This window comes from Streptomyces sp. NPDC000941 (assembly GCF_053599555.1).
In genome coordinates, this window is sequence record NZ_JBSFMM010000200.1 from 1 (window position 1) to 20,409 (window position 20,409).

Genomic DNA, 20,409 nt, shown 5'->3' on the forward strand with positions numbered 1-20,409 from the left:
GGTCACGTCCTTGACGCCGTCGGTCGGCAGCGTGTCCCCGGCGGTCTTGGCGGCGCCGCCGACGGTGCTGGTGACGCTGTCGGTGGTGCAGATCCCAGGGCTCGCCGAGGCTCTGGCCGAGCCCTGGGACACCCCAGGGGCCGGCGCTGGGGACGAGGACGGGGAGGCGCCCTTCCCGGCCCCGCGGATCCCCGCCTACCCGGCCGCGGAGCGCGCCGTACGGGCCCTCGCCGAGGCCGAGGGGTACGCGCGCTGGCGGCGCCAGGCCGTGGAGCCGGGCCGGGTCCCCGAGTACGAGGACATCGACGAGGCGGGCGCCGCGGCCGACATCGACGTACTGCTCGCGCCGACGGACGCCGCGCCGACCGAAGGCGTAGCGACCGAAGGCGTAGCGACCGAGGGTGCCCTTGCTGCGGGCGCCCTCGTCGGCGCCGCCTTGGCCGAGGAGGCCCCGGCCGAGGGTGCGCCGACGGACGCCATGCCGACCGAAGCCGCGGCGGCCGAAGGTGCCCCTGCTGAGGGCGCCCTCCTCGACACCGCCTCGGCCGAGGAAGCCCTCGCCGAAGCCGCCCCGCCCGGGGAACCCCCGCCCTACGCCCTCCCGGCCCACGGCTCCCCGGCCGACAAGCCCCTGCCACAAGCCGCCCCGGCCGACGGCGCCCCCCGTCCCCAGGCCGCCGCCGCGCCGCCCGAGGCGTCGGCGGACGCCCACGCCCCGTACACCGTCACCCTCTCCGCCCCCGACGCCCAGCGCCTCCTCGCCCGCTACGGCGTCAGCGTGCTGCCCGCGTTCCCTGCACCCGACGCCGACGCCGCCGTACGGGCCGCGGCCAGGCTCGGCTTCCCCGTCGCGCTCAAGACCACCGCCCCCCATCTGCGCCACCGCGCCGACCTGGGCGGAGTGCGCCTCGACATCGGCGGCGAGGCGGAACTCCGACGCGCCTACGCCGAGTTGACCGACTACCTCGGCGCCCCCGAAGAGCTGCGGCTCGTCGTGCAGCGGATGGCCCCGCGCGGCGTCGACACCGTCGTACGGGCCGCCATCGATCCCGCCGCCGGGGCGGTGCTCTCCTTCGGGCTCGCCGGAGCCCCCTCCGAACTGCTCGGAGACACCGCCCACCGGCTCGTCCCGGCCACCGACCGGGACGCCGCCGAGCTGATCAGATCCATCCGGACCGCACCCCTCCTGTTCGGCTGGCGCGGCTCAAGACCAGTCGACACCGCGGCGCTCGAAGAACTACTGCTGCGGGTGTCCCGCATGGTGGACGACCATCCCGAGGTGGTCTCCGTCGACCTCGAACCGGTCGTCGTCGCCCCGCACGGCCTGTCCGTGCTCGGTGCGGCCGTCCGGCTGGCGCCGCCGCCCCCGCGCACCGACCTCGGCCCCCGCCACCTGCCCAGCTACTGACGTCCGCGGCCATGGCCGGCATGGGCGCCGGTGTCGGTGCGGCCCCGTAGGATGGGCACATGGCGAAGACCGGTACGACGACCCAGGGGCTGCGCGCGGCGATCGAGCGCAGTGGCTATTACCCGGCACTCGTTGCCGAAGCGGTGGAGGCCGCCGTGGGTGGTGAGCCGGTCGTCTCGTATCTGGTCCATCAGGAGACCACCTTCGACTCCAACGAGGTCCGCCGCCATGTCACGGTCCTCGTCCTGACCGGCACCCGCTTCATCGTCAGCCACACCGACGAGCAGGCCGCCGACGGCACCTCCCCGTCGCCGTACGCCACCACCTCCACCGAGTCCGTGAAGCTGCACCGGATCTCCTCGGTCGTGCTGAGCCGGGTCGTGGCCAACCCCGAGTCGTACACCCCCGGCACGCTGCCCCGCGAGGTGGTCCTCACCATCGGCTGGGGCGCGGTCAACCGCCTCGACCTCGAGCCCGCCGCCTGCGGCGACCCCAACTGCGAGGCCGACCACGGCTACACCGGGTCCTCCACCGCCGACGATCTGAGCCTGCGGGTCAGCGAGGCGGGAGACGGCCCCGACAGCGTCCGGCAGACCCTCGCCTTCGCCCAGTCGCTCTCGGAAGCCACCGCGGAAACGCCGGACACAGGCCGCTGATGTCCGACTCCGTCGCGGGCTCCGCCACCGCATCCCCCTGGCAGGAGCCCGAGCCCCAGCCGCTCGACCCGCGCTCCGCCCCCGTGCCGCGCTACGGCACGGGTTCGCTCGCCGATCTGCTGCCCGCCGTCGCCGCGGGCCAGGGCGTCCCGGGCCTGCCGGCGCTGTCTCCGGGTCTTGCCCTCGCGCCCGCCGACCGCGTATGCGTGTTCCTGATCGACGGCCTCGGCTGGGAGCTGCTGCGTGCCCACCCCGCCGAAGCGCCCTTTCTGACCTCGTTGCTGCCCGGCTCGCTGGGCGGCACCGGGGCGCCGATCACCGCGGGCTTCCCCTCCACCACCGCGACCTCGCTGGCCTCCGTCGGCACGGGCCTGCCGCCCGGCGCCCACGGCCTGCCCGGCTATACGGTGGCCGACCCCGCCACCGGGCAGCTGATGAACCAGCTGCGCTGGCAGCCGTGGACGGATCCGCACGCCTGGCAGCCGTACCCCACCGTCTTCCAACTGGCCGCCGCCGCGGGCGTGCACACCTGCCAGGTGTCCGCGCCGACCTTCGCCGAGACCCCGCTCACCAAGATCGCGCTGAGCGGCGGCACCTTCCTCGGCCGGCTCTCCGGCGAGGAGCGGATGGATCTCGCGGCCGAGCGGTTGGCCGCGGGCGACCGTTCGCTCGTCTACACGTACTACAGCGAAGTCGACGGCAAGGGGCACCGCTTCGGCGTCGACTCCGCCGAGTGGCGCGCCCAGCTGCGCTATGTGGACGGGCTCGTCCAGCGCCTCGCCGAGCAACTGCCGCCCCGCGCCGCCCTCTACGTGACCGCCGACCACGGCATGATCGACGTCCCCTTCGACCCGGAGTCGCGGATCGACTTCGACGAGGACTGGGAGCTGCGGGCCGGAGTCGCCCTGTTGGGCGGCGAGGGCCGCGCCCGCCATGTGTACGCGGTCCCCGGCGCGGCGGGCGATGTGCTGGCGGTGTGGCGCGAGGTGCTCGGCGAGCAGATGTGGGTGGCGAGCCGTGACGAGGCCATCGAGGCGGGCTGGTTCGGGCGGCCGGAGCACGGCGGCGGCGTGGACGAGCGGGTGTACCGGCGGATCGGCGATGTGGTGGCCGCCGCCAGCGCGGATGTCGCGATCGTCGCGTCGCGGACCGAGCCGAAGGAGTCGGCGATGGTGGGGCTGCACGGCTCGATGACCCCCGTCGAGCAGCTTGTCCCGCTGCTCGAAGTACGCTCCTGAGCCGTCCCGCTCCACTCCGACCCGCCCGTCCCGACCGTACGAAAGGCTTCGCCACCCCATGCCCGAGCTGGTGTTCTTCTCCGGAACCATGGACTGCGGAAAGAGCACCCTCGCTCTGCAGATCGAGCACAACCGCTCGACGCGCGGCCTTCAGGGCATGATCTACACCCGAGACGACCGGGCGGGCCGGGGCAAGCTCTCCTCGCGTCTGGGGCTGGTCACCGAGGCCGTCGAAGCGGGGGACGACCTCGACTTCTACGCCCATGTGGTCGGGATCCTCACGGCCGGGGGCCGCGCCGACTATGTGATCGTGGACGAGGCGCAGTTCCTCGCCCCGTCCCAGATCGACCAGCTCGCCCGCGTCGTGGACGACCTCGGGCTCGACGTCTTCGCCTTCGGCATCACCACCGACTTCCGCAGCAAGCTCTTCCCCGGCTCCCAGCGGCTGGTCGAGCTCGCGGACCGGATCGAGGTGCTGCAGGTCGAGGCGTTGTGCTGGTGCGGAGCCCGCGCCACGCACAACGCCCGTACCGTCGGCGGCGAGATGGTCGTCGAGGGCGCCCAGGTCGTCGTCGGCGACGTCAACCAGCCCGGGGCCGAGGTGGGTTACGAGGTGCTGTGCCGGCGCCACCACCGGCGCCGTATGACGGCCGCGGCCGCCCGCGCCGCCACGCTGTCGCCGGATGTGCTCCCCGTCGACCCGGCGGCGGCCCCGGCCCCCGTGCCACACAACGCCCCGACGCCCCGGACCGCCCCCTAGACAACCTTCAGCCGCCCCTCAGCGGCCTCTCAGCCGCCCGTCAGCCGTCCGTCCCGACCAGGGCGAAGGCCGCCCCCTCCGGGTCCGTGACGGTGGCCGTATGCCCCGCCGCGCCGTCCTGGGGCGGCAGGACGACATAGCCGCCCAGCTCGGTCACCTGGCGCACCGCCTTGTCCACGTCGGCCACCGCGAAGTACGTCCGCCAGTGCGGGCCCCGGTCGCGCGGCAGGGCGCCGCCCATGCCGTGGATCGCGGCCACCGGCCGCCCCGCCACCCGCAGGGTCAGCGCATCGGACCCGGGCTCGGGGGCCGGGCCGGGGCCGTCCGCAGTCCAGGGCTCGCTGTGGCAGCCGAAGACCATGTCGTAGAACTTGCCGACGGCCGAGGAGTCCCGGGTCATCAGCTCGTGCCAGACCGGGGAGCCCGGCGCCCCGATCTCCTCGGCGCCCAGGTGCTCGCGCGCCTGCCATACGCCGAAGGCCGCGCCCTGCGGGTCGGCCGCGAGGGCCATCCGGCCCGCCTCGCCCGCGTCCAGCGGGCCCACGGCCACGGTGCCGCCGCAGGCGCGGATCAGCTCCGCCGTCTCGTCGGCGTCGTCGGAGGCCAGATACGTCGTCCAGGCGACCGGGAGGTGGCGCTCCGGAGGCAGTTCGCCAAGACCCGCGACCGGCCGGTCGCCGATCCGCGCGCGTACGTACGCGCCCAGGTGCTCAGGCCCCGGGGTGAACTCCCAGCCGAACAAGGCGTGGTAGAACTCCTGCGTCGCGGCCAGGCTGTGCACCATCAGGCTCGTCCAGCAAGGCGTGCCCGGCGTGTGCCGAGTCGCTGCCTCGGTCATCGTCACTCTCTCCTCGGACCGTTGTGGTGTCCGTGCGGCTCCGGCCGGCCCGCTGGTGCGCGGGGCGGTGATGGGGGTGGCGCCCGACAGATATTCGCACCCCCTGTCGCAACGCGCGCCCTGGCCGCGCCGCAATTCGCGGCTCCTGCCAGGACAATGCCCGCTTTCGAGCCCCGCATCCGTTTCCAGGCCATGGCCGCGAGGTGTCCGTCATCTGTACGGAGGGTGATCGAGTGGGCCAATCGTCGCAGACGTATCTACGCAAAGATGGTGCCCATGAATGCCATCATCACCGCATCCGATCTCATGGACGAGCTGGCGGGGGAGCAACCGCCGCTCCTCCTGGACGTCCGCTACCAGCTGGGCGGCCCGCCCGGCCGTCCCGTCTATGAGGCCGGGCACCTCCCCGGTGCGGTCTACGTCGACCTGGAGGCCGAACTCGCGGGCCCCGCGGGCGCGGCCGGCCGCCACCCGCTGCCGGACCTGTCCATCTTCGCCGCCGCGATGCGCCGAGCGGGAGTCCGTGCGGACCGGCGCGTGGTGGCGTACGACGGCGGACAGGGGTGGGCGGCGGCGCGCGCCTGGTGGCTGCTGCGCTGGGCGGGCCACCCGTCCGTACGCGTCCTCGACGGCGGCCTGGCCGCCTGGACCGAGCACGACGGCCCGCTGAGCACCGAGACCACCGCCCCGCCCGAGGGCGACTTCGAGCCCCGGCCCGGCGCCCTCCCGCTGCTGGACGCGGACGGCGCGGCGGCGCTCGCCCGGCGCGGACTGCTGCTGGACGCGCGGGCCGCCGAGCGGTACCGGGGCGAGGTGGAGCCGATCGACCCCGTGGCCGGGCATATCCCGGGGGCGGTCTCGGCGCCGACGATGGAGAACGTCACCCCCGAGGGCCGGTTCCTGCCCGCCGACCGGCTGGCCGAGCGCTTCGCCGGGCTCGGTGCCACCGAGGAGGCCGAGGTGGGGGTCTACTGCGGCTCGGGCGTCTCGGCCGCTCACCAGGTGCTGGCGCTGGCGGTCGCGGGCGTTCCGGCGGCCCTGTACGTCGGCTCCTGGAGCGAGTGGTCCGCCGACCCCGCCCGCCCGGTGGCCACCGGCCCCGACCGAGGCTGAGGGGCACACACGTCCGGCGAGTGAGCCGAAGGGGCGCGGCCGCTGTCGAAAGGGAGAGCGCGCGCAGGCCCCGAGGTACGAGGGGGCGAGCACGGTCGACCGTCGACAGGGGCTGTAGCGCCCCGGAGGCGAACCGAGTCAAAAAAGGGGGGCCTCGCCGTCGGCGTACGACGGCGAGGCCCGGACGGCGTGAAAGTGCCGCTGCTACTCCTGTTTCTTGCGGCGGGTGCCGAAGACGATCTCGTCCCAGCTCGGCACCGCCGCCCGGCGGCCCGGACGCACGCCGTCCGCCTCCGCCTGACGGTCCGTGGTGCCGGTCAGCCGATCGCGGTGGCCGGCGACCGAACGGGGCATCAGGACGTCCGCGTACGCCGAGCCGGCGCTGGCCGCCGGGGCCGGGGGCTCGACGGGCTCGGGCTCCTCGACGGGCTCGTCCGCCGGGGAGGCCGGGCTGGGCGCGTCCGGCACGATCATGTCGCCCCGGAAGTTCGGCACGGCTTCCAGCAGGCTGGTGAGCGAGTCCCGCTCGCCGCCGAGGCCGTCCTCCATCGAGGCGGACGCCGCCGTGGCGTCGGACTCGCCGTCGCCGCGCTCATACGAGCCCGGCCGGTCGCGCTCTCGATCACGGTCCCGGTCACGCGGCAGCCGGGCGATCCGCGGTACGAACGGGAAGCTCGGCTCCGGGGTGTCGTCGGCCTCGCCGATCAGCGCCCGGGCCTCGTCGTCCACGGCCTGGACGAGCCGCCGGGGCGGGTCGTAGGTCCAGCTGGCCGAGTGCGGCTCTCCGGCAACGCGGTAGACCAGCAGCACCTCCCAGGTGCCGTCGTCCCGCCGCCAGGAGTCCCACTGCGCGGTGTCCTTCTCCGCGCCGCGCAGCAGCAGCCGCTCCGCGACGGCTTCGCCGAGCTGAGGCCCGGCGTTCTCACCGGGGCGGCGCACGGGTGTTTTGCGGGCGCGCTCGGCCATGAAGGCGCGCTCCGCGAGCACCGGACCCTCGAAGCGGCGCACGCGGTCGACGGGGATGCCCGCCATCTGCGCGACCTCTTCGGCCGAGGCGCCGGCGCGTATACGGGCCTGGATGTCGCGCGGCCGCAGATGGCTCTCGACCTCGATCTCGATCTGGCCGAGCCGAGCGCGGTCATTGCGCACTGCGGCGCGCAGACGCTCGTCGATGGGAAGTGTGTACTCCGTGCTGTCCGCAGCCTTGAGCACCAGCCGTGTGCCGTCGTTGCTGACGGCCACGACACGCAGTTCGGGCATGGGGACCTCCCGGGTGGTGCCTGCCGACGTCACGGTTGCGTCGCTGCTCTCCCGCTAGACGAGTGTGGCGTGCCCGGGTGCAGCCTGCCACAACTTTGCCGAGTTGCCCGGCGTGTCGGGCCTGTGCCCCGATCCGCCGTTATGACACGGTGACCTGTTTGCAGCCAAAAGCGACGGCGCCGTCGCTCGGGGCAGCGATCCCCATGTCATGTCGCGGCGCCGCCGGTTGAGTTGCCGCCTTTTGACCCCTCCCGTTGGGTCCGGGCGGCCGGACGGGAAAGCGGGGCCAGGGACCGCAACAGTACTCCATTCGGGCCGCTCAGGTGGAGCGGCGCGCCAGTCAAGTTCTCGCCGTGGGGGGCCTGTGGACCATGAACTGGGCGGCGTGGGGCGTGATGTGGGTGGCAAGTTTCACATGATCGACAGAAACGGAACGATCTCCTTCGATATTGTCCGCTTCTCTTCACGGGTGGGAACGAATGTGCGGGCAGGGGTGGATGGGGTCGGAGTAGGCGCCGGGAGCGGGGGTGAGGGCGGGGCGCGTCAGTCGCCCAGGACCCGCCGCAGATAGTCGTTGCCGAACAGCCGCTCCGGGTCCAGCCGGTCGCGGATGGCGGTGAACTCCCCGAACCGCGGATAGGCCCCCGCCAGATATGCGGCGTCGCGGCTGTGCAGCTTGCCCCAGTGCGGGCGCCCGCCGTGCGCGGTCATGATCTGCTCGGTCGCCGTGAAGTACGCCCGGTGCGGGGTGCCCCGGTACAGGTGCACCGCGATGTAGGCGGTGTCCCGGCCCGAGGCGGTGGACAGCGGGATGTCGTCGGCCGGTGCGGTGCGCACCTCCACCGGGAAGCTGACTCTGAGCCCCGAGCGCTCCACGGTCGCCTTGAGTTCGCGCAGCACCGTGACCGCGGCCTCGCGCGGCACCGCGTACTCCATCTCGACGAAGCGGACCCGGCGCGGACTGGTGAAGACTTTGTAAGGGATGTCCGTGTACGTGCGGGCCGACAGCGCGCGGCTGGAGATCTTGGCGATGCCGGGGATGGTGGCGGGGACCGCCCGCCCCACCGAACAGGCCACCTGGAAGATGCCGTTGGACAGCAGCTCGTCGTCGACCCAGCCGTTCACCCGGCCCAGCGGGGCGGCGGGCCCGTCGGTGCGGTTATTGCGCTTGGTGTTGCAGCTGCCGGTATGCGGGAACCAGTAGAACTCGAAATGTTCGTTCTCCGCGACAAGTTGGTCGAAATCCGCCATGACCCGGTCGAAGGGCATGGGTTCCTCGTGCGCGGTGAGCAGGAACTCCGGCTCCACGGCGAAGGTGATCGCGCTCACCACGCCCAGCGCGCCGAGCCCGATCCGGGCGGCGGAGAAGATCTCCGGATTCTCCTCGGCCGAGCAGCGCAGCACCGAGCCGTCCGCCGTCACCAGCTCCAGACCTCTGATCTGAGCGGCGATCGACGCGCTTGCCCGGCCCGTCCCGTGGGTGCCGGTGGCGGTGGCCCCGGCCACCGTCTGCTCCATGATGTCGCCCATATTGGTCAGCGACAGGCCGTGCGCCGCCAGGGTGTGGTTGAGCTGCCACAGCGGGGTGCCGGCCGCGACGGTCACCGTTCCCGCCTCCCGGTCGATCTCCCGGATCCCGGCCAGTCGCTCGGGGCGTATCAGCAGCCCGTCCGTGGCGGCCGCGGCGGTGAAGGAGTGGCCCGTGCCCACCGCCTTGACCCGCAGGCCCTCCTCGGCCGCCTGGCGCACCACCTCGGCCAGCTCCGCGGTCGACGAGGGGGCGATGCTCCGGGCCGGCCGGGCGATCACATTGCCCGCCCAGTTACGCCACACGCCGTTCCGGCTGGTCCTCATGGTCCTTACGGTCTTTACGGCCATCCGCGCCCGACCCCTCCCGCTGTGGCGCCGGCCGCAGCCGGCGGTACCCGAGGAACGCCACCGCCGCCGCGAACGCCCCGGCCACAGCCGGCACCGCGTACCCCGCGCGCGCTCCGGCGGCGTCGACCACCCATCCGGCGGCCGACGAGCCGAGCGCCACCCCGACCGAGAGCCCGGTGCTCACCCAGGTCATGCCCTCGGTCAGTTTCGCGCGTGGCACGAGCTGTTCGACCAGGGCCATGGTGGTGACCATCGTCGGTGCGACGGCCAGGCCCGCGACGAAGAGCGCCACGGCCAGAAACGAAAGGTTCCCGACCAGTTGGAGGGGGATCATACTCACGGCGATCGCACAGACACCCAGCAGCCACCTGCGGGGGGCCGAACCCTTCGGACGCAGCAGTCCGAAGACCGCGCCCGCCAGGCAGGAGCCCGCCGCGTAGACGGCGAGTACGACGCTCGCCGCGGCCTTGTTGCCCTGCTCATCGGCGAACGCCACCGTCACCACGTCGATCGCCCCGAAGAGCGCGCCCACGGCGGCGAAGGCGGTCATCAGCACCATGAGTCCGGCCGAGCGCAGCGCCGAGCCGCCGGTGTGGTGCTCGCGCGGATGCGGTACGGGCTCGGTGGCGCGCTGCGCGGTCAGCGCCAGCACCCCGACCGCCAGGAAGCAGCCGGCCAGCAGCGGGCCCGCCTCCGGGAACCAGGCGGTGGAAAGACCGACGGACAGGATCGGGCCGACGATGAAGCAGACCTCGTCGACGACGGACTCGAAGGCGTACGCGGCATGCAGCCGGTCCGGCGTGTCACGGTAGATCGCCGCCCAGCGGGCCCGCACCATCGCCCCGATGCTCGGCACGCATCCGGCCGCCGCGGCGAACGCGAACAGCGTCCAGTCCGGCCAGCGCAGATGCGCGCTCAGCAGCAGCCCCGCGACGGCGGCGAGCGCGACGAGGCTGGCCGGGCGCAGCACCCGCCGCTGGCCGTGCCGGTCCACCAGCCGGGAGACCTGAGGGCCCAGCGCCGCCGAGGAGATCGAGAGCGCGGCCGACACCGCGCCCGCCAGTCCGTACCGGCCGGTGAGCTCGGAGATCATCGTGACCACGCCGATGGCGGTCATCGAAATCGTCAGCCGGCCGGGGAACCCCGCGGCGGCGAAGCCTTTGGTGCCGGGGGCGGCGAATATCGCGCGATAGGGGCCGGGGCTGGGCAAGGGAGGGCTCCGCGGTGGGCAAGTCCTGGCGGGGGTGCCAGGCGTGACAGGGGTGATGAGCAGGTGAGCGGCTAAGCGGTCAATCCGGTAAGGAACGTAGGCGCCGAGACAGATTACGGTCATCCACAGGGCCGCGCAGGTCTATTTCCCGCCCGTCAGCGCCGGGTGGCAGGATCGGGGACATGCCGGAACAGCCACCCCAGCCATTCCCCGCTCGATCTTCCGCTCCGTACGACGCCCTGCTGCTGCTCTCCTTCGGCGGCCCGGAGGGCCCCGAGGACGTGGTGCCGTTCCTGGAGAACGTGACGCGCGGCCGCGGCATCCCCCGGGAGCGGCTGAAGGAGGTGGGCCGGCACTACTTCCTCTTCGGCGGCGTCAGCCCGATCAACGAGCAGAACCGTGAGCTGCTGCAGGCGCTGCGCAAGGACTTCGCCGAGCACGGCCTCGACCTGCCGGTCTACTGGGGCAACCGCAACTGGGCGCCCTATCTGACCGACACCCTGCGCGAGATGGCCGCCGACGGCCGCCGCCGCGTGCTGGTGCTGGCCACCAGCGCGTACGCCTCGTACTCCGGCTGCCGCCAGTACCGCGAGAACCTTGCCGACGCGCTGGCCGCGCTCGAGACACTCGAGACGGGGGGGCTGGAGCCGCCGCGCGTCGACAAGCTGCGGCACTACTTCAACCATCCCGGCTTCGTCCGGCCCATGGTCGACGCGACGCTCGCCGCGCTCGCCGAGCTGCCCGGGGCCGTACGAGCCGGGGCGCACCTCGCCTTCACCACGCACTCCATCCCGACCGCCGCCGCCGACACCTCCGGCCCGCCCCAGGGCCATGGGGACGGCGGCGCGTATGTCGCCCAGCACCTGGACGTGGCCCGGCTGATCGCCGACGCGGTGCGCGAGGAGACCGGCGTGGAGCACCCCTGGCGCCTCGTCTACCAGTCGCGCAGCGGCGCCCCGCACATCCCGTGGCTGGAGCCGGACATCTGCGACCACCTGGAGGAGCTGCACGGCGCGGGCGCCCCCGCCGCCGTGATGGTCCCGATCGGCTTCGTCTCGGACCACATGGAGGTCAAGTACGACCTCGACACGGAGGCGGCGGCCAAGGCCGAGGAGCTGGGGCTGCCGGTCGCGCGCGCCTCGACGGTGGGCGCGGACCCGCGCTTCGCGGCCGCGGTGCGCGATCTGGTCCTGGAGCGCGCGGCCGCCGAGCGCTTCGCCGCCGGCCGGGAGGCGGCCGCGCCGACGCGCTGCGCGCTGGGCGCGCTCGGCCCGAGCCACGACCTCTGCCCGGCGGGCTGCTGCCCGGCCCGGGCGCCGCGGCCCGCCGCCGCGGGCGAGGACTGAGCGCACCACCGCACCGCCCCCGGCCCGCCAATGTCATGGCGAGCTCCAAGATTGAGCGGGGGACACAGTGCCGTCCGCTCGCATGCTCTTCCGACCGTCCGCATGCCTTTAAGGAGCACGATGACCGACCCGCTCACGACCGAACTCCTCGACGTCGCCCTGGAGGCCGCCCGCCGGGCGGGAGACCTGCTCCGTGACGGCCGCCCGGCCGACCTCGGCGTGGCCGCCACCAAGACCAGCCCCATCGACGTGGTCACCGAGATGGACCTGGCCGCCGAGAAGCTGATCACGGACTTCCTCTCCGACCGCCGCCCCGACGACGGCGTGCTGGGGGAGGAGGGCGCGAGCACCGAGGGCAGCAGCGGGGTGCGCTGGGTCGTCGACCCGCTCGACGGCACGGTCAACTACCTCTACGGCCTGCCGGCCTGGGCGGTGAGCATCGCCGCCGAGCGGGACGGCGAGGCGGTCGTGGGTGTGGTGACGGCCCCGATGCGCCGCGAGACGTATCACGCGGTGCTCGGCGGCGGTGCGTACCTCGTAGCCGAGGGGCGGGAGCGGGGGGAGCGGGTGCGCTGCCGTCCCGCGCCCGTGCTGGATCAGGCGCTCGTGGGCACCGGCTTCGGCTACCGCACCGAGCGGCGCATCGGCCAGGCCGAGGTGGTCCGCGCCCTGGTGCCCAAGGTGCGCGACATCCGGCGCGGCGGGTCGGCGGCCATCGATCTGTGCGATGTGGCGTGCGGCCGGCTCAACGGCTACTACGAGCGCGGGCTGAACCCGTGGGACTACGCGGCCGGTGCGCTGATAGCCCGCGAGGCGGGCGCGCTGACCGGCGGGCGGCCGGGGATCGCGGCCTCGGGCGAGCTCATCATCGCCGCGCCCCCCGGCCTCTTCGAGCCGCTGCAGGGGCTCCTGGAGGACCTGGGCGCCTGGCACGACTGACCCTGCGACCGCCCGTACGCCCGTACGCCCTGCCGTACGGGCGTCAGACCCGTTGAACGCGGTCTGAACGCAGCACGACGCCCCGGTGCCGCAAGGGCAGCCGGGGCGTCGCGGAGTTGCTGAGCGCGGGTGCCGGGGGATCGCCGTCAGGCGATCGCGCTGACCTCCACGCCGTGCTCGGCGGCAAGCCGACGCAGGTCTTCGAGCTCCGACAGCTCGACATCGGCAAGGTAGTCGTCGCCCGTCTCACGGGCGCGGGTGAGATCGGACTGGGTGGTCTCTATACGCTGCAGAATTCCTGCGGTGAACGCGTCCATGTGCGCCCCCTCGTCGTGGGTCGGTGGCACGGGGGTGTGCCGGGGCGGGGCGATCACGTGCGTGGTCCCTGCTGATGACAGAGATGCTTGTGGGATGCCACATACAGGGCGTGATCGGGGTTGCAGTCGTCCTCCCCATCGCTCCGTGAGGGGAAACCTCCGCACAAAAAGAATCTTGAGCAGACCCTTCCGGATCCCCCTTACCGCCGGTTTATGAGCCTTCGAGGCAGGATGGAGGCGCCGGGCGCCGACCGAGCCCGGCCGGATCGAGCCCGCCGGGCGCTCCATGACGCCCGTAAGGCACCCAAGGGAAGGACCCACGAACGTGCGTGTACTCGTCGTCGAGGACGAGCAGCTGCTCGCCGATGCGGTGGCCACCGGACTGCGCCGGGAGGCCATGGCCGTCGACGTCGTGTACGACGGGGCCGCCGCCTTGGAGCGTATCGCGGTCAACGACTACGACGTTGTCGTCCTCGACCGGGACCTTCCGCTGGTCCACGGCGACGATGTGTGCCGCAAGCTCGTCGAGCTCGGCATGCCCACCCGGGTGCTGATGCTGACCGCCTCCGGCGACGTCAGCGACCGCGTCGAGGGGCTGGAGATCGGCGCGGACGACTATCTGCCCAAGCCCTTCGCCTTCAGCGAGCTGATCGCCCGCGTACGGGCGCTCGGCCGCCGCACCACGGTCGCCCTGCCGCCGGTGCTGGAGCGCTCCGGGATCAAGCTGGACCCCAACCGCCGTGAGGTCTTCCGGGACGGCCGGGAGGTCCAGCTGGCGCCCAAGGAGTTCGCGGTGCTCGAGGTGCTGATGCGCAGCGAGGGCGCCGTCGTCTCCGCCGAGCAGCTGCTGGAGAAGGCGTGGGACGAGAACACCGACCCGTTCACCAACGTGGTCCGGGTCACCGTCATGACGCTGCGCCGCAAGCTCGGCGAGCCCGCGGTGATCGTCACGGTGCCCGGCTCCGGCTACCGGATCTGATCGGGCATGGCCACGACCCCGATTCCGCCCACCGCACCACCCAAGCCCAACTGGGACCCGCGGCCGGCGGTGAGCCCGCGTCCCTGGCTGCGGCCGACGATCCGGATACGGCTGACCCTGCTGTACGGCGGGATGTTCCTGATCGCCGGCGTGGTGCTGCTGACGATCATCTATCTGCTGGCGGCGGACGTCCTCCAGGGGAGCAGCAAGCTCCCGTTCCAGATCGTCAAGATGGACTACAGCCTCACCGACCGCACCTGTGAGCTGCCCAGCCAGTCCAGCTCCACGCTGTTCAACCAGGCGGTGGCGAATTGCATGAACCACCAGCGCGCCCTCGCCCTCGACGCCCTGCTGCGCCGGTCGCTGCTGGCGCTGCTCGGCCTGGCCGTGGTGGCCTTCGCGTTCGGCTACGCCATGGCAGGGCGGGTGCTCTCGCCGCTCGGCCGGATCACCCGCACCGCGCGCCAGGTGGCAGGTTCGGACCTGTCCCGGCGGATCAAGCTGGACGGCCCGGACGACGAGCTGAAGGAGCTGGCCGACACCTTCGACGAGATGCTGGAGCGCCTGGACCGCGCGTTCACCGCCCAGCAGCGGTTCGTGGCCAACGCCTCGCATGAGCTGCGCACCCCGCTGGCGATCAACCGGACCCTGCTGGAGGTGCAGCTCTCCGATCCGCAGGCGTCCCCCGACCTGACCCAGCTCGGCAAGACGCTGCTGGCCACCAACGAGCGCAGCGAGCAGCTGGTGGAGGGTCTTTTGCTGCTCGCCCGCAGCGACAACGAGATCGTCGACCGCAAGCCCGTGGACCTCGCCGAGGTCGCCTCCCAGGCGCTGGAGCAGGTCCGTACGGAGGCGCAGGACAAGGGCGTGGCGGTGCGCGGGGTGCGGCAGTCCGCGGTGGTCCAGGGCAATGGCGTGCTGCTGGAGCGGATCGCGCTGAACCTCATCCAGAACGCGGTGCGGTACAACATCCCTCAGGGCGGTTGGGTCGAGGTGACCACGGAGGTGCAGGAGGGGGCGGGACAGGCGGTGCTGGTGGTGGCGAATACCGGGCCGGTGGTCCCCGCGTACGAGCTGGACAATATCTTCGAGCCCTTCCGCAGGCTGCGCACCGAGCGCACGGGCAGCGACAAGGGCGTCGGGCTCGGCCTGTCGATCGCCCGCTCCGTGGCCCGCGCGCACGGCGGTCGGATCACCGCCGAGCCGAGGGACGGCGGCGGCCTGGTGATGCGGGTCGTGCTCCCGGTCTGATATTGGCTGGGGCGCCGGGCTGAAGGCACCCCTGGTTGAAGACCGGCTGAGAGCCGGTTGAGGCCGAGGAGAAGTTCCAGGACGCAGCTGTGACGTTGTTCGCTTTGGGAGGAATTTTGGCGATCCGACCCCCGCCTGTATCCTGTGTGATCGATCACATGGGCGAATTTCAAGCCATATACTCTGTGTGATCGTCACGACTGGTGGAAAGCCGGGAAAGTCCGGGTTTCCGGAGGCCGTGATCACGGGAAGTACACGTGAGGGCGCATGTGAGTGCGACATTCGGACCGTGTACGGTCCCGATCGCCATCCAAGCCGATCACCTCTTCAGGGGTGCGGTTGGGTGTCGATTGAGTAACAGACCTTGATGTGAGGCAAAATCTCCGCCTCGGGTCGGGCACAAGTCCGGCCTCTCACGCGTTACGTGCGCTGGAGACACCGCAGACACCCAGAGGGGGAGAGCGACATGGCAACGGATTACGACACCCCACGCAAGACCGACGACGATGTCAACGAGGACAGCATTGAGGAGCTGAAGGCTCGGCGGAACGACAAGTCCGCGTCGACGGTCGACGTGGATGAGTTCGAACAGGCCGAGGGTTTGGAGCTGCCCGGCGCGGACCTCTCCAACGAGGAGCTGTCCGTTCGGGTCCTGCCCCGCCAGGCCGACGAGTTCACGTGCATGAGCTGCTTCCTTGTGCACCACCGCAGTCAGCTGGCCAACGAGACCAAGAACGGCCAGCCGATCTGCCGCGACTGCGCGGCGTAAGCCGCGGGTCCGGCGTGGATGCGGAGCACGGCGACGTGACCGGGGCGCACGTCGAGCGAGGCCGCCTGGCCTCGCTCGCGGCCGCTGTCGGTCGAGGTGCCCGTAAGGGAGGCGAGCGCGCTAGATCGGGGGTCTACGCGGTCGCCGATCGGATCGTCGCGAACGCTCCGCGGATTCCGGTCCGCGACCTCGCCGCGCTGCGCAAGCAGTTCCCCGGGCTCGGCCCGGAAGAGATCGCGGACAAACTGGTGGCCGGTGCCGCAAACGGCACCTCCACCGTGGGCGCGGGCGTTGGCGCCGCGGCGATGCTGCCGGCCCCGCCCGCCATGCCCACCGAGCTGGCCGCCGAGATCATCGGCGTCGCCTCGATAGAGATCAAGCTCATCGCCGAGCTCCATGAGGTCTACGGGGTGCGCGCGCCCGGCACCGGCCGGCAGCGCGCCATCGCCTATCTCGGGTCGTGGGCCGAGGAGCGCGGTATCGACGCCGCCGCCGTCCCGGCGAGTGTGAACGCCGCGCTCGGCGTTCAAGCGAAGCGTGAGCTGCGCCAGCAGGTCCTCAAGCGCAGCTTCCGCAATCTGCCGAACCTCGCGCCCTTCATGATCGGCGCCACCGTGGGCGCCGCGATGAACCGGCGCGACACCAAGAAGCTCGCCCGGAAGATCCGCAAGGATCTGCGCGCCCGGCAGGTGCCCTGGGGCGCGCTTCCGCCGCTGGAGGCCTGATCCACCGAGCCGGTGGGGGCCGGGCGGCTACTGGGCCCGTACGGCCGAGAGAGCGGCGGACAGGGCCTCGGGGTCGCGGGTCGAGACGTAGACGTACGGCGTCGGGTCCTGCGGATCGGTGACCTCCACCCGCAGCGCGGTCGGGATGTAGCTGCGCAGCAGCATGAACGCCCGCGGATCGGCCTTGTAGGTGCGCCAGGCGGCCGCCTCGTCGCGGTCCAGCACCTCGGCCGTCCCCAGCGCCGACACCGGGATCTTCGCCTCACCGGCGACCAGCGAGCCCGCCACCACCCGGACCCGCACCGCACCGTAGGCGCTCACCACGACCGCGGCGGCCGCCGCCCCGCCGATCAGACCGCCGAGCATCGGCAGCGTGCCGAACGGCAGCATGATCAGCGCTCCCGCGACCCCGACCAGAAATGCGATGAACCACCATGAACGGGGTGCGGTCAGGCGTTCTTCGTAAGGCTGCATGGTCCCAAGCTTGGCATGGCCGCCGACCGGCGCTTCCCGCGCGGGTAAGGTCAGCCGATGTGAGTGGAGCAACGACCGCGTTGAAGCCGCCGGACGGCGCCAGGGAACCCGTACGGCACCCCGACGCCCCCGCGCCCGGGGGCGTCCTCGGCGCGCACTACGAGGCGTGCTTCGGCTGCGGCCAGGAGCACGGTCTCGGCCTCGAACCCCGGGCGGGCGACGGCGTGAGCGTCACGGCCGAGTTCACCGTGCGCACCGGCCACCAGGGCGCGCCGGGCCTGGCCCACGGCGGGGTGCTGACCGCGGCGCTGGACGAGGCGCTGGGGGCGCTCAACTGGCTCCAGCGGGTCATCGCGGTGACCGGACGGCTGGAGACGGACTTCCTCCGGCCCGTGCCCGTGGGCACCGCGCTGCACCTGGACGCCCGGGTGACGGCGGTGTACGGGCGCAAGATCTACTGCACGGCCACCGGCCGGATGGGCGGCCCGGACGGCCCGGTCGCGGTGCGGGCCGACGCGCTCTTCATAGAGGTCAAGGTCGACCACTTCATCAAGAACGGCCGCTCGGAGGAGATCGACGCGGCGCTCGCCGATCCGGACCAGGTCAAGGTCGCGCGCGCGTTCGAGGTGAATCCGTGAGCGCTCGGCGGCCGGAGCAACAGCCGGACAACCGAGCACAGGCGAAGTCAAAGGGACAGGCAAAGGGGAAGGCGTGACTGTGACGCCCGTAGATGTGTTGATCCGCCGGGTGCACCCCGAGGTGCCGATCCCGGCGTACGCCCATCCCGGCGACGCCGGCGCCGACCTCGTCACCACCGAGGCGGCCGAGCTCGCCCCCGGTGAGCGCGCGGTACTGCCGACCGGAGTGTCTATCGCGCTCCCGGACGGGTATGCCGCCTTCGTGCATCCGAGGTCCGGACTCGCCGCCCGCTGTGGGGTCGCCATGGTGAATGCGCCCGGGACCATCGATGCCGGGTACCGTGGAGAAATCAAGGTGATCGTGGTCAACCTGGATCCACGCGAGAGTGTGCGGTTCGAGCGCTACGACCGGGTCGCCCAACTGATCGTCCAGCAGGTCGAGAAGGTGCGCTTCCACGAGGTGGTGGAGCTTCCCGGGTCGGCGCGGGCCGACGGGGGCTTCGGGTCCACCGGCGGTCATGCCGCGGTGGACGGTTCAACGGGCAGGGCAACGGGTGGGAATAGGTACGCTTCGGTCGGTTCCGACCGGGAAGGACGATGACGTGTTCGGACGTCGCCGCAAGCGCAGCAAGGAGGACGTCGAGCCGCTCGACGTGGCCTCCGAGGAGTTGGCCGAGAACGGCGAAGACGCCGAGGACGCGGGTGCTGCCGCGGACCCCGAGGAGGACGCTGCCGCCGAGCGGGTGAGCCTGCCCCCGGCGCCGCGCCCCGAAGGGCCGTGGGACGTGTCCGAGGTGCGTCAGCCCGGCGAGGGCCGAGTGGACCTGGGCGGCCTGTTCGTGCCAGGTGTCGAGGGCATGGAGCTGAGGGTGGAGGTCGCGGGTGACGCGATCGTCGCCGCGACCGTGGTGCTGCGGGACAGCGCCGTCCAGCTCCAGGGGTTCGCAGCGCCCAAGAAGGAAGGCATCTGGGGCGAGGTGCGCGACGAGATCGCCACCGGCATCACCCAGCAGGGCGGGGTCGTCGACGAGGTCGAGGGCCCGCTCGGCTGGGAGCTGCGCGCCCAAGTGCCGGTGCAGCTACCGGACGGCAAGAACGGCGTGCAGGTGGTCCGCTTCGTCGGCGTGGACGGGCCGCGCTGGTTCCTGCGCGGGGTGATCTCCGGGCAGGGCGCGGTGCAGCCCGAGACCGGCAGCCTGCTGGAAGCGATCTTCCGGGACACGGTCGTGGTGCGCGGCGAGGGCCCGATGGCCCCGCGCGACCCGATCGTCCTCAAGCTGCCGGACGATGCGCAGATGGTGCCCGACGGGGTGCAGCAGGAGGAGGCGCAGGGCTCGCGGTTCGCGGGCGGCGCCGACCGGCTGCAGCGCGGGCCGGAGATCAGCGAGGTGCGCTGAGCGCACGCGCGCCGCGCGCCGGCGCTGTCGCCGGCCGAGTCCGAGGGGCCCGGGAGCCAGTCTCCCGGGCCCCTCGGGCTTTCTTCCCGGGGTGGCTTCGCACGGGCGGATTTTTTCTTGAGGCACATTGAACACAGCTGTCACCCGGCCCGTACTGATGGGCGCGAGACCTTGTGCGACCCGGAGCAGGGGCAGGACGGGGCGCCACCAGTAGACCGTTGCTGTTTGTGACCTCACGAGGTGATCAGATGTCCCGTGGCCTTCCGTTACTGCACCGTCGGCGCGTCCTGGTTTTCGGTGCCATCGGCGGTGTTACCTGCGCGGCTGTCGCGGTGGGAGCCGCCATGGCCGGGCAGGACGGCTCGGGATCGGGCAGCGATGCGAGCACCAAAGCGGCGTCCACCATCAGCTGCCCCGATGTGACGGGCTCCCTGCCCGAGATCCCCGCCAAGGCCAAGGCGGAAGTGGACCGCAACCTGGCACTGCTCCAGACGCAGATCGACGAGGCCAACAAGCGGCTGGTCTCGTCCGCGGGCGAGGGTGGCCCGAACTTCGTCCAAAACGCGATCCTCGGCCCGCTGGCGGACAAGCGGAAGTCCACCCTGGACCGGATCGCGATCTCCATCGGCCGCCAGGCCGAGAAGCCACAGGGCCTCGACGCGCTCGCCGAGTGCTCCCTGGGCGGTGACGCGGGCGCCGGGCAGGGCGGCGCCGGACAGGGCTCCGACGCGGGCTCAGGCGGCGCGGCGGAGCCCCCCGCGACCGCTCCGGGCACAGCCGAGCCCACGGATCCGGGTTCCGGGGCGGAGGACGGCGCGGGCTCGGACGCCGGGGCCGGCACCGGGACCGGGACCGGGCAGTCGATCAGCTGCCCGGAAGTCGCCTCGAAGGTCGGCGCGGTGCCCGCCGCAGCCCAGGCGGAGGTGGACCGCAATATCGCGCTGCTCCAGACGCAGATCGACGAGGCCAACAAGCGGCTGGCCTCGTCCGTGGGCCAGGGTGGCCCGAACTTCGTCCAGAACGCGATCCTCGGCCCGCTGAAGGACAAGCGCACCTCCACCATCGACCGCATCCGCATCTCGATCTCCCGCCAGGGTGCGACCGCCCCCTCTGGTCTTGACGCCCTGGCGGGCTGCTCGCTGGCATCCGGCTGATCCAGGTCGTCGGCAAAGCCTGACGCCAGCGGCGCCGGTGAGCCGCACTCCTTCCCTCG

At 72.4% G+C, this 20,409-nt stretch carries 21 protein-coding genes; 15 read left to right on the plus strand and 6 right to left on the minus strand.

Going from position 1 to position 20,409, the window contains the following annotated elements; translation table 11 throughout:
- The 4 genes from ACWDSL_RS41430 to ACWDSL_RS41445 form a co-directional block, all read left to right on the plus strand.
- Positions 1-1,408 (plus strand): acetate--CoA ligase family protein (locus ACWDSL_RS41430; RefSeq protein ID WP_450493323.1); only part of this gene is annotated, 1,408 nt, incomplete at its 5' end.
- A 59-nt stretch (positions 1,409-1,467) separates the two neighbouring features.
- On the plus strand, positions 1,468-2,064 hold the full coding sequence (locus tag ACWDSL_RS41435; RefSeq protein ID WP_089508574.1) for a DUF5998 family protein: 597 nt from the start codon (positions 1,468-1,470) through the stop codon (positions 2,062-2,064).
- Positions 2,064-3,302, plus strand: a complete 1,239-nt coding sequence (locus ACWDSL_RS41440; RefSeq protein WP_450493325.1) for an alkaline phosphatase family protein — start codon at positions 2,064-2,066, stop codon at positions 3,300-3,302. The genes ACWDSL_RS41435 and ACWDSL_RS41440 overlap by 1 nt, the downstream gene beginning before the upstream one ends.
- Positions 3,303-3,360: 58 nt before the next feature.
- A complete protein-coding gene (locus tag ACWDSL_RS41445) occupies positions 3,361-4,062 on the plus strand; it encodes a thymidine kinase (protein WP_450493327.1) in 702 nt (233 codons plus the stop codon).
- 40 nt (positions 4,063-4,102) lie between these two features.
- Here the strand turns inward: ACWDSL_RS41445 and ACWDSL_RS41450 are convergent, their stop codons facing one another.
- Positions 4,103-4,900, minus strand: coding sequence for a VOC family protein (locus ACWDSL_RS41450; protein ID WP_450493329.1), 798 nt, complete (start codon positions 4,898-4,900; stop codon positions 4,103-4,105).
- Between the two features lie 276 nt (positions 4,901-5,176).
- Between ACWDSL_RS41450 and ACWDSL_RS41455 the strand changes: the two genes are divergently transcribed.
- Positions 5,177-6,013: a sulfurtransferase gene (locus tag ACWDSL_RS41455; RefSeq protein ID WP_450493331.1), complete on the plus strand. Its 837-nt coding sequence runs from the start codon at positions 5,177-5,179 to the stop codon at positions 6,011-6,013.
- A 204-nt stretch (positions 6,014-6,217) separates the two neighbouring features.
- On the opposite strand, the gene sepH is transcribed toward ACWDSL_RS41455, so the two are convergent.
- The 3 genes from sepH to ACWDSL_RS41470 all read right to left on the minus strand — a co-directional run bounded on the left by sepH (position 6,218) and on the right by ACWDSL_RS41470 (position 10,361).
- Complete coding sequence (gene sepH / locus ACWDSL_RS41460) at positions 6,218-7,306, minus strand: septation protein SepH (protein ID WP_450493333.1); 1,089 nt, start codon at positions 7,304-7,306, stop codon at positions 6,218-6,220.
- A gap of 510 nt (positions 7,307-7,816) precedes the next feature.
- Entirely contained in the window at positions 7,817-9,127 is a 1,311-nt protein-coding gene (locus ACWDSL_RS41465) for a D-arabinono-1,4-lactone oxidase (protein WP_450493335.1), read from the minus strand.
- Positions 9,096-10,361 (minus strand): MFS transporter, encoded by a 1,266-nt coding sequence (locus tag ACWDSL_RS41470; RefSeq protein ID WP_450493337.1) that lies wholly within the window; start codon positions 10,359-10,361, stop codon positions 9,096-9,098. Before ACWDSL_RS41470 ends, ACWDSL_RS41465 begins: the two co-directional genes overlap by 32 nt.
- Positions 10,362-10,543: 182 nt before the next feature.
- Between ACWDSL_RS41470 and ACWDSL_RS41475 the strand changes: the two genes are divergently transcribed.
- Both ACWDSL_RS41475 and ACWDSL_RS41480 read left to right on the plus strand, forming a co-directional pair.
- The gene (locus ACWDSL_RS41475) at positions 10,544-11,707 is read left to right on the plus strand and encodes a ferrochelatase (RefSeq protein WP_450493339.1); all 1,164 of its coding nucleotides are present in this window, start codon (positions 10,544-10,546) and stop codon (positions 11,705-11,707) included.
- Positions 11,708-11,827: 120 nt separating this feature from the next.
- The gene (locus tag ACWDSL_RS41480) at positions 11,828-12,646 is read left to right on the plus strand and encodes an inositol monophosphatase family protein (protein ID WP_450493341.1); all 819 of its coding nucleotides are present in this window, start codon (positions 11,828-11,830) and stop codon (positions 12,644-12,646) included.
- Positions 12,647-12,792: 146 nt separating this feature from the next.
- On the opposite strand, the gene ACWDSL_RS41485 is transcribed toward ACWDSL_RS41480, so the two are convergent.
- Positions 12,793-13,020: a hypothetical protein gene (locus tag ACWDSL_RS41485; protein WP_450493353.1), complete on the minus strand. Its 228-nt coding sequence runs from the start codon at positions 13,018-13,020 to the stop codon at positions 12,793-12,795.
- Positions 13,021-13,288: 268 nt separating this feature from the next.
- Between ACWDSL_RS41485 and ACWDSL_RS41490 the strand changes: the two genes are divergently transcribed.
- The 4 genes from ACWDSL_RS41490 (at position 13,289) to ACWDSL_RS41505 (ending at position 16,687) form a co-directional block, all read left to right on the plus strand.
- Complete coding sequence (locus tag ACWDSL_RS41490) at positions 13,289-13,942, plus strand: response regulator transcription factor (RefSeq protein ID WP_089508583.1); 654 nt, start codon at positions 13,289-13,291, stop codon at positions 13,940-13,942.
- A gap of 6 nt (positions 13,943-13,948) precedes the next feature.
- Complete coding sequence (locus tag ACWDSL_RS41495; protein ID WP_450493343.1) at positions 13,949-15,193, plus strand: sensor histidine kinase; 1,245 nt, start codon at positions 13,949-13,951, stop codon at positions 15,191-15,193.
- Between the two features lie 466 nt (positions 15,194-15,659).
- Positions 15,660-15,962 carry a DUF4193 domain-containing protein gene (locus ACWDSL_RS41500; RefSeq protein ID WP_014175864.1) on the plus strand — a complete coding sequence of 101 codons (303 nt, stop codon included), beginning with the start codon at positions 15,660-15,662 and terminating at the stop codon, positions 15,960-15,962.
- Positions 15,963-15,976: 14 nt separating this feature from the next.
- Positions 15,977-16,687, plus strand: a complete 711-nt coding sequence (locus ACWDSL_RS41505) for a hypothetical protein (protein WP_450493345.1) — start codon at positions 15,977-15,979, stop codon at positions 16,685-16,687.
- Between the two features lie 27 nt (positions 16,688-16,714).
- On the opposite strand, the gene ACWDSL_RS41510 is transcribed toward ACWDSL_RS41505, so the two are convergent.
- Positions 16,715-17,161, minus strand: coding sequence for a DUF3093 domain-containing protein (locus ACWDSL_RS41510; RefSeq protein WP_450493347.1), 447 nt, complete (start codon positions 17,159-17,161; stop codon positions 16,715-16,717).
- 59 nt (positions 17,162-17,220) lie between these two features.
- Between ACWDSL_RS41510 and ACWDSL_RS41515 the strand changes: the two genes are divergently transcribed.
- The 4 genes from ACWDSL_RS41515 to ACWDSL_RS41530 all read left to right on the plus strand — a co-directional run bounded on the left by ACWDSL_RS41515 (position 17,221) and on the right by ACWDSL_RS41530 (position 20,350).
- Positions 17,221-17,799 (plus strand): PaaI family thioesterase, encoded by a 579-nt coding sequence (locus ACWDSL_RS41515; protein ID WP_450493348.1) that lies wholly within the window; start codon positions 17,221-17,223, stop codon positions 17,797-17,799.
- A gap of 73 nt (positions 17,800-17,872) precedes the next feature.
- Positions 17,873-18,400, plus strand: coding sequence for a dUTP diphosphatase (gene dut / locus ACWDSL_RS41520; RefSeq protein WP_450493349.1), 528 nt, complete (start codon positions 17,873-17,875; stop codon positions 18,398-18,400).
- 1 nt (position 18,401) lies between these two features.
- Positions 18,402-19,196, plus strand: coding sequence for a DUF3710 domain-containing protein (locus tag ACWDSL_RS41525; RefSeq protein ID WP_089508589.1), 795 nt, complete (start codon positions 18,402-18,404; stop codon positions 19,194-19,196).
- A gap of 248 nt (positions 19,197-19,444) precedes the next feature.
- The gene (locus tag ACWDSL_RS41530; RefSeq protein WP_450493351.1) at positions 19,445-20,350 is read left to right on the plus strand and encodes a hypothetical protein; all 906 of its coding nucleotides are present in this window, start codon (positions 19,445-19,447) and stop codon (positions 20,348-20,350) included.
- The last annotated feature ends 59 nt before the right edge of the window (positions 20,351-20,409 follow it).

Coding starts and splice junctions, on each gene's coding strand:
- ACWDSL_RS41435 (WP_089508574.1), top strand. CDS start 1,468: ATGGCGAAGACCGGTACGACGACCCAGGGGCTGCGCGCGGCGATCGAG.
- ACWDSL_RS41440 (WP_450493325.1), top strand. CDS start 2,064: ATGTCCGACTCCGTCGCGGGCTCCGCCACCGCATCCCCCTGGCAGGAG.
- ACWDSL_RS41445 (WP_450493327.1), top strand. CDS start 3,361: ATGCCCGAGCTGGTGTTCTTCTCCGGAACCATGGACTGCGGAAAGAGC.
- ACWDSL_RS41450 (WP_450493329.1), bottom strand. CDS start 4,900: ATGACCGAGGCAGCGACTCGGCACACGCCGGGCACGCCTTGCTGGACG.
- ACWDSL_RS41455 (WP_450493331.1), top strand. CDS start 5,177: ATGAATGCCATCATCACCGCATCCGATCTCATGGACGAGCTGGCGGGG.
- ACWDSL_RS41465 (WP_450493335.1), bottom strand. CDS start 9,127: ATGAGGACCAGCCGGAACGGCGTGTGGCGTAACTGGGCGGGCAATGTG.
- ACWDSL_RS41475 (WP_450493339.1), top strand. CDS start 10,544: ATGCCGGAACAGCCACCCCAGCCATTCCCCGCTCGATCTTCCGCTCCG.
- ACWDSL_RS41480 (WP_450493341.1), top strand. CDS start 11,828: ATGACCGACCCGCTCACGACCGAACTCCTCGACGTCGCCCTGGAGGCC.
- ACWDSL_RS41495 (WP_450493343.1), top strand. CDS start 13,949: ATGGCCACGACCCCGATTCCGCCCACCGCACCACCCAAGCCCAACTGG.
- ACWDSL_RS41500 (WP_014175864.1), top strand. CDS start 15,660: ATGGCAACGGATTACGACACCCCACGCAAGACCGACGACGATGTCAAC.
- ACWDSL_RS41510 (WP_450493347.1), bottom strand. CDS start 17,161: ATGCAGCCTTACGAAGAACGCCTGACCGCACCCCGTTCATGGTGGTTC.
- ACWDSL_RS41530 (WP_450493351.1), top strand. CDS start 19,445: ATGTCCCGTGGCCTTCCGTTACTGCACCGTCGGCGCGTCCTGGTTTTC.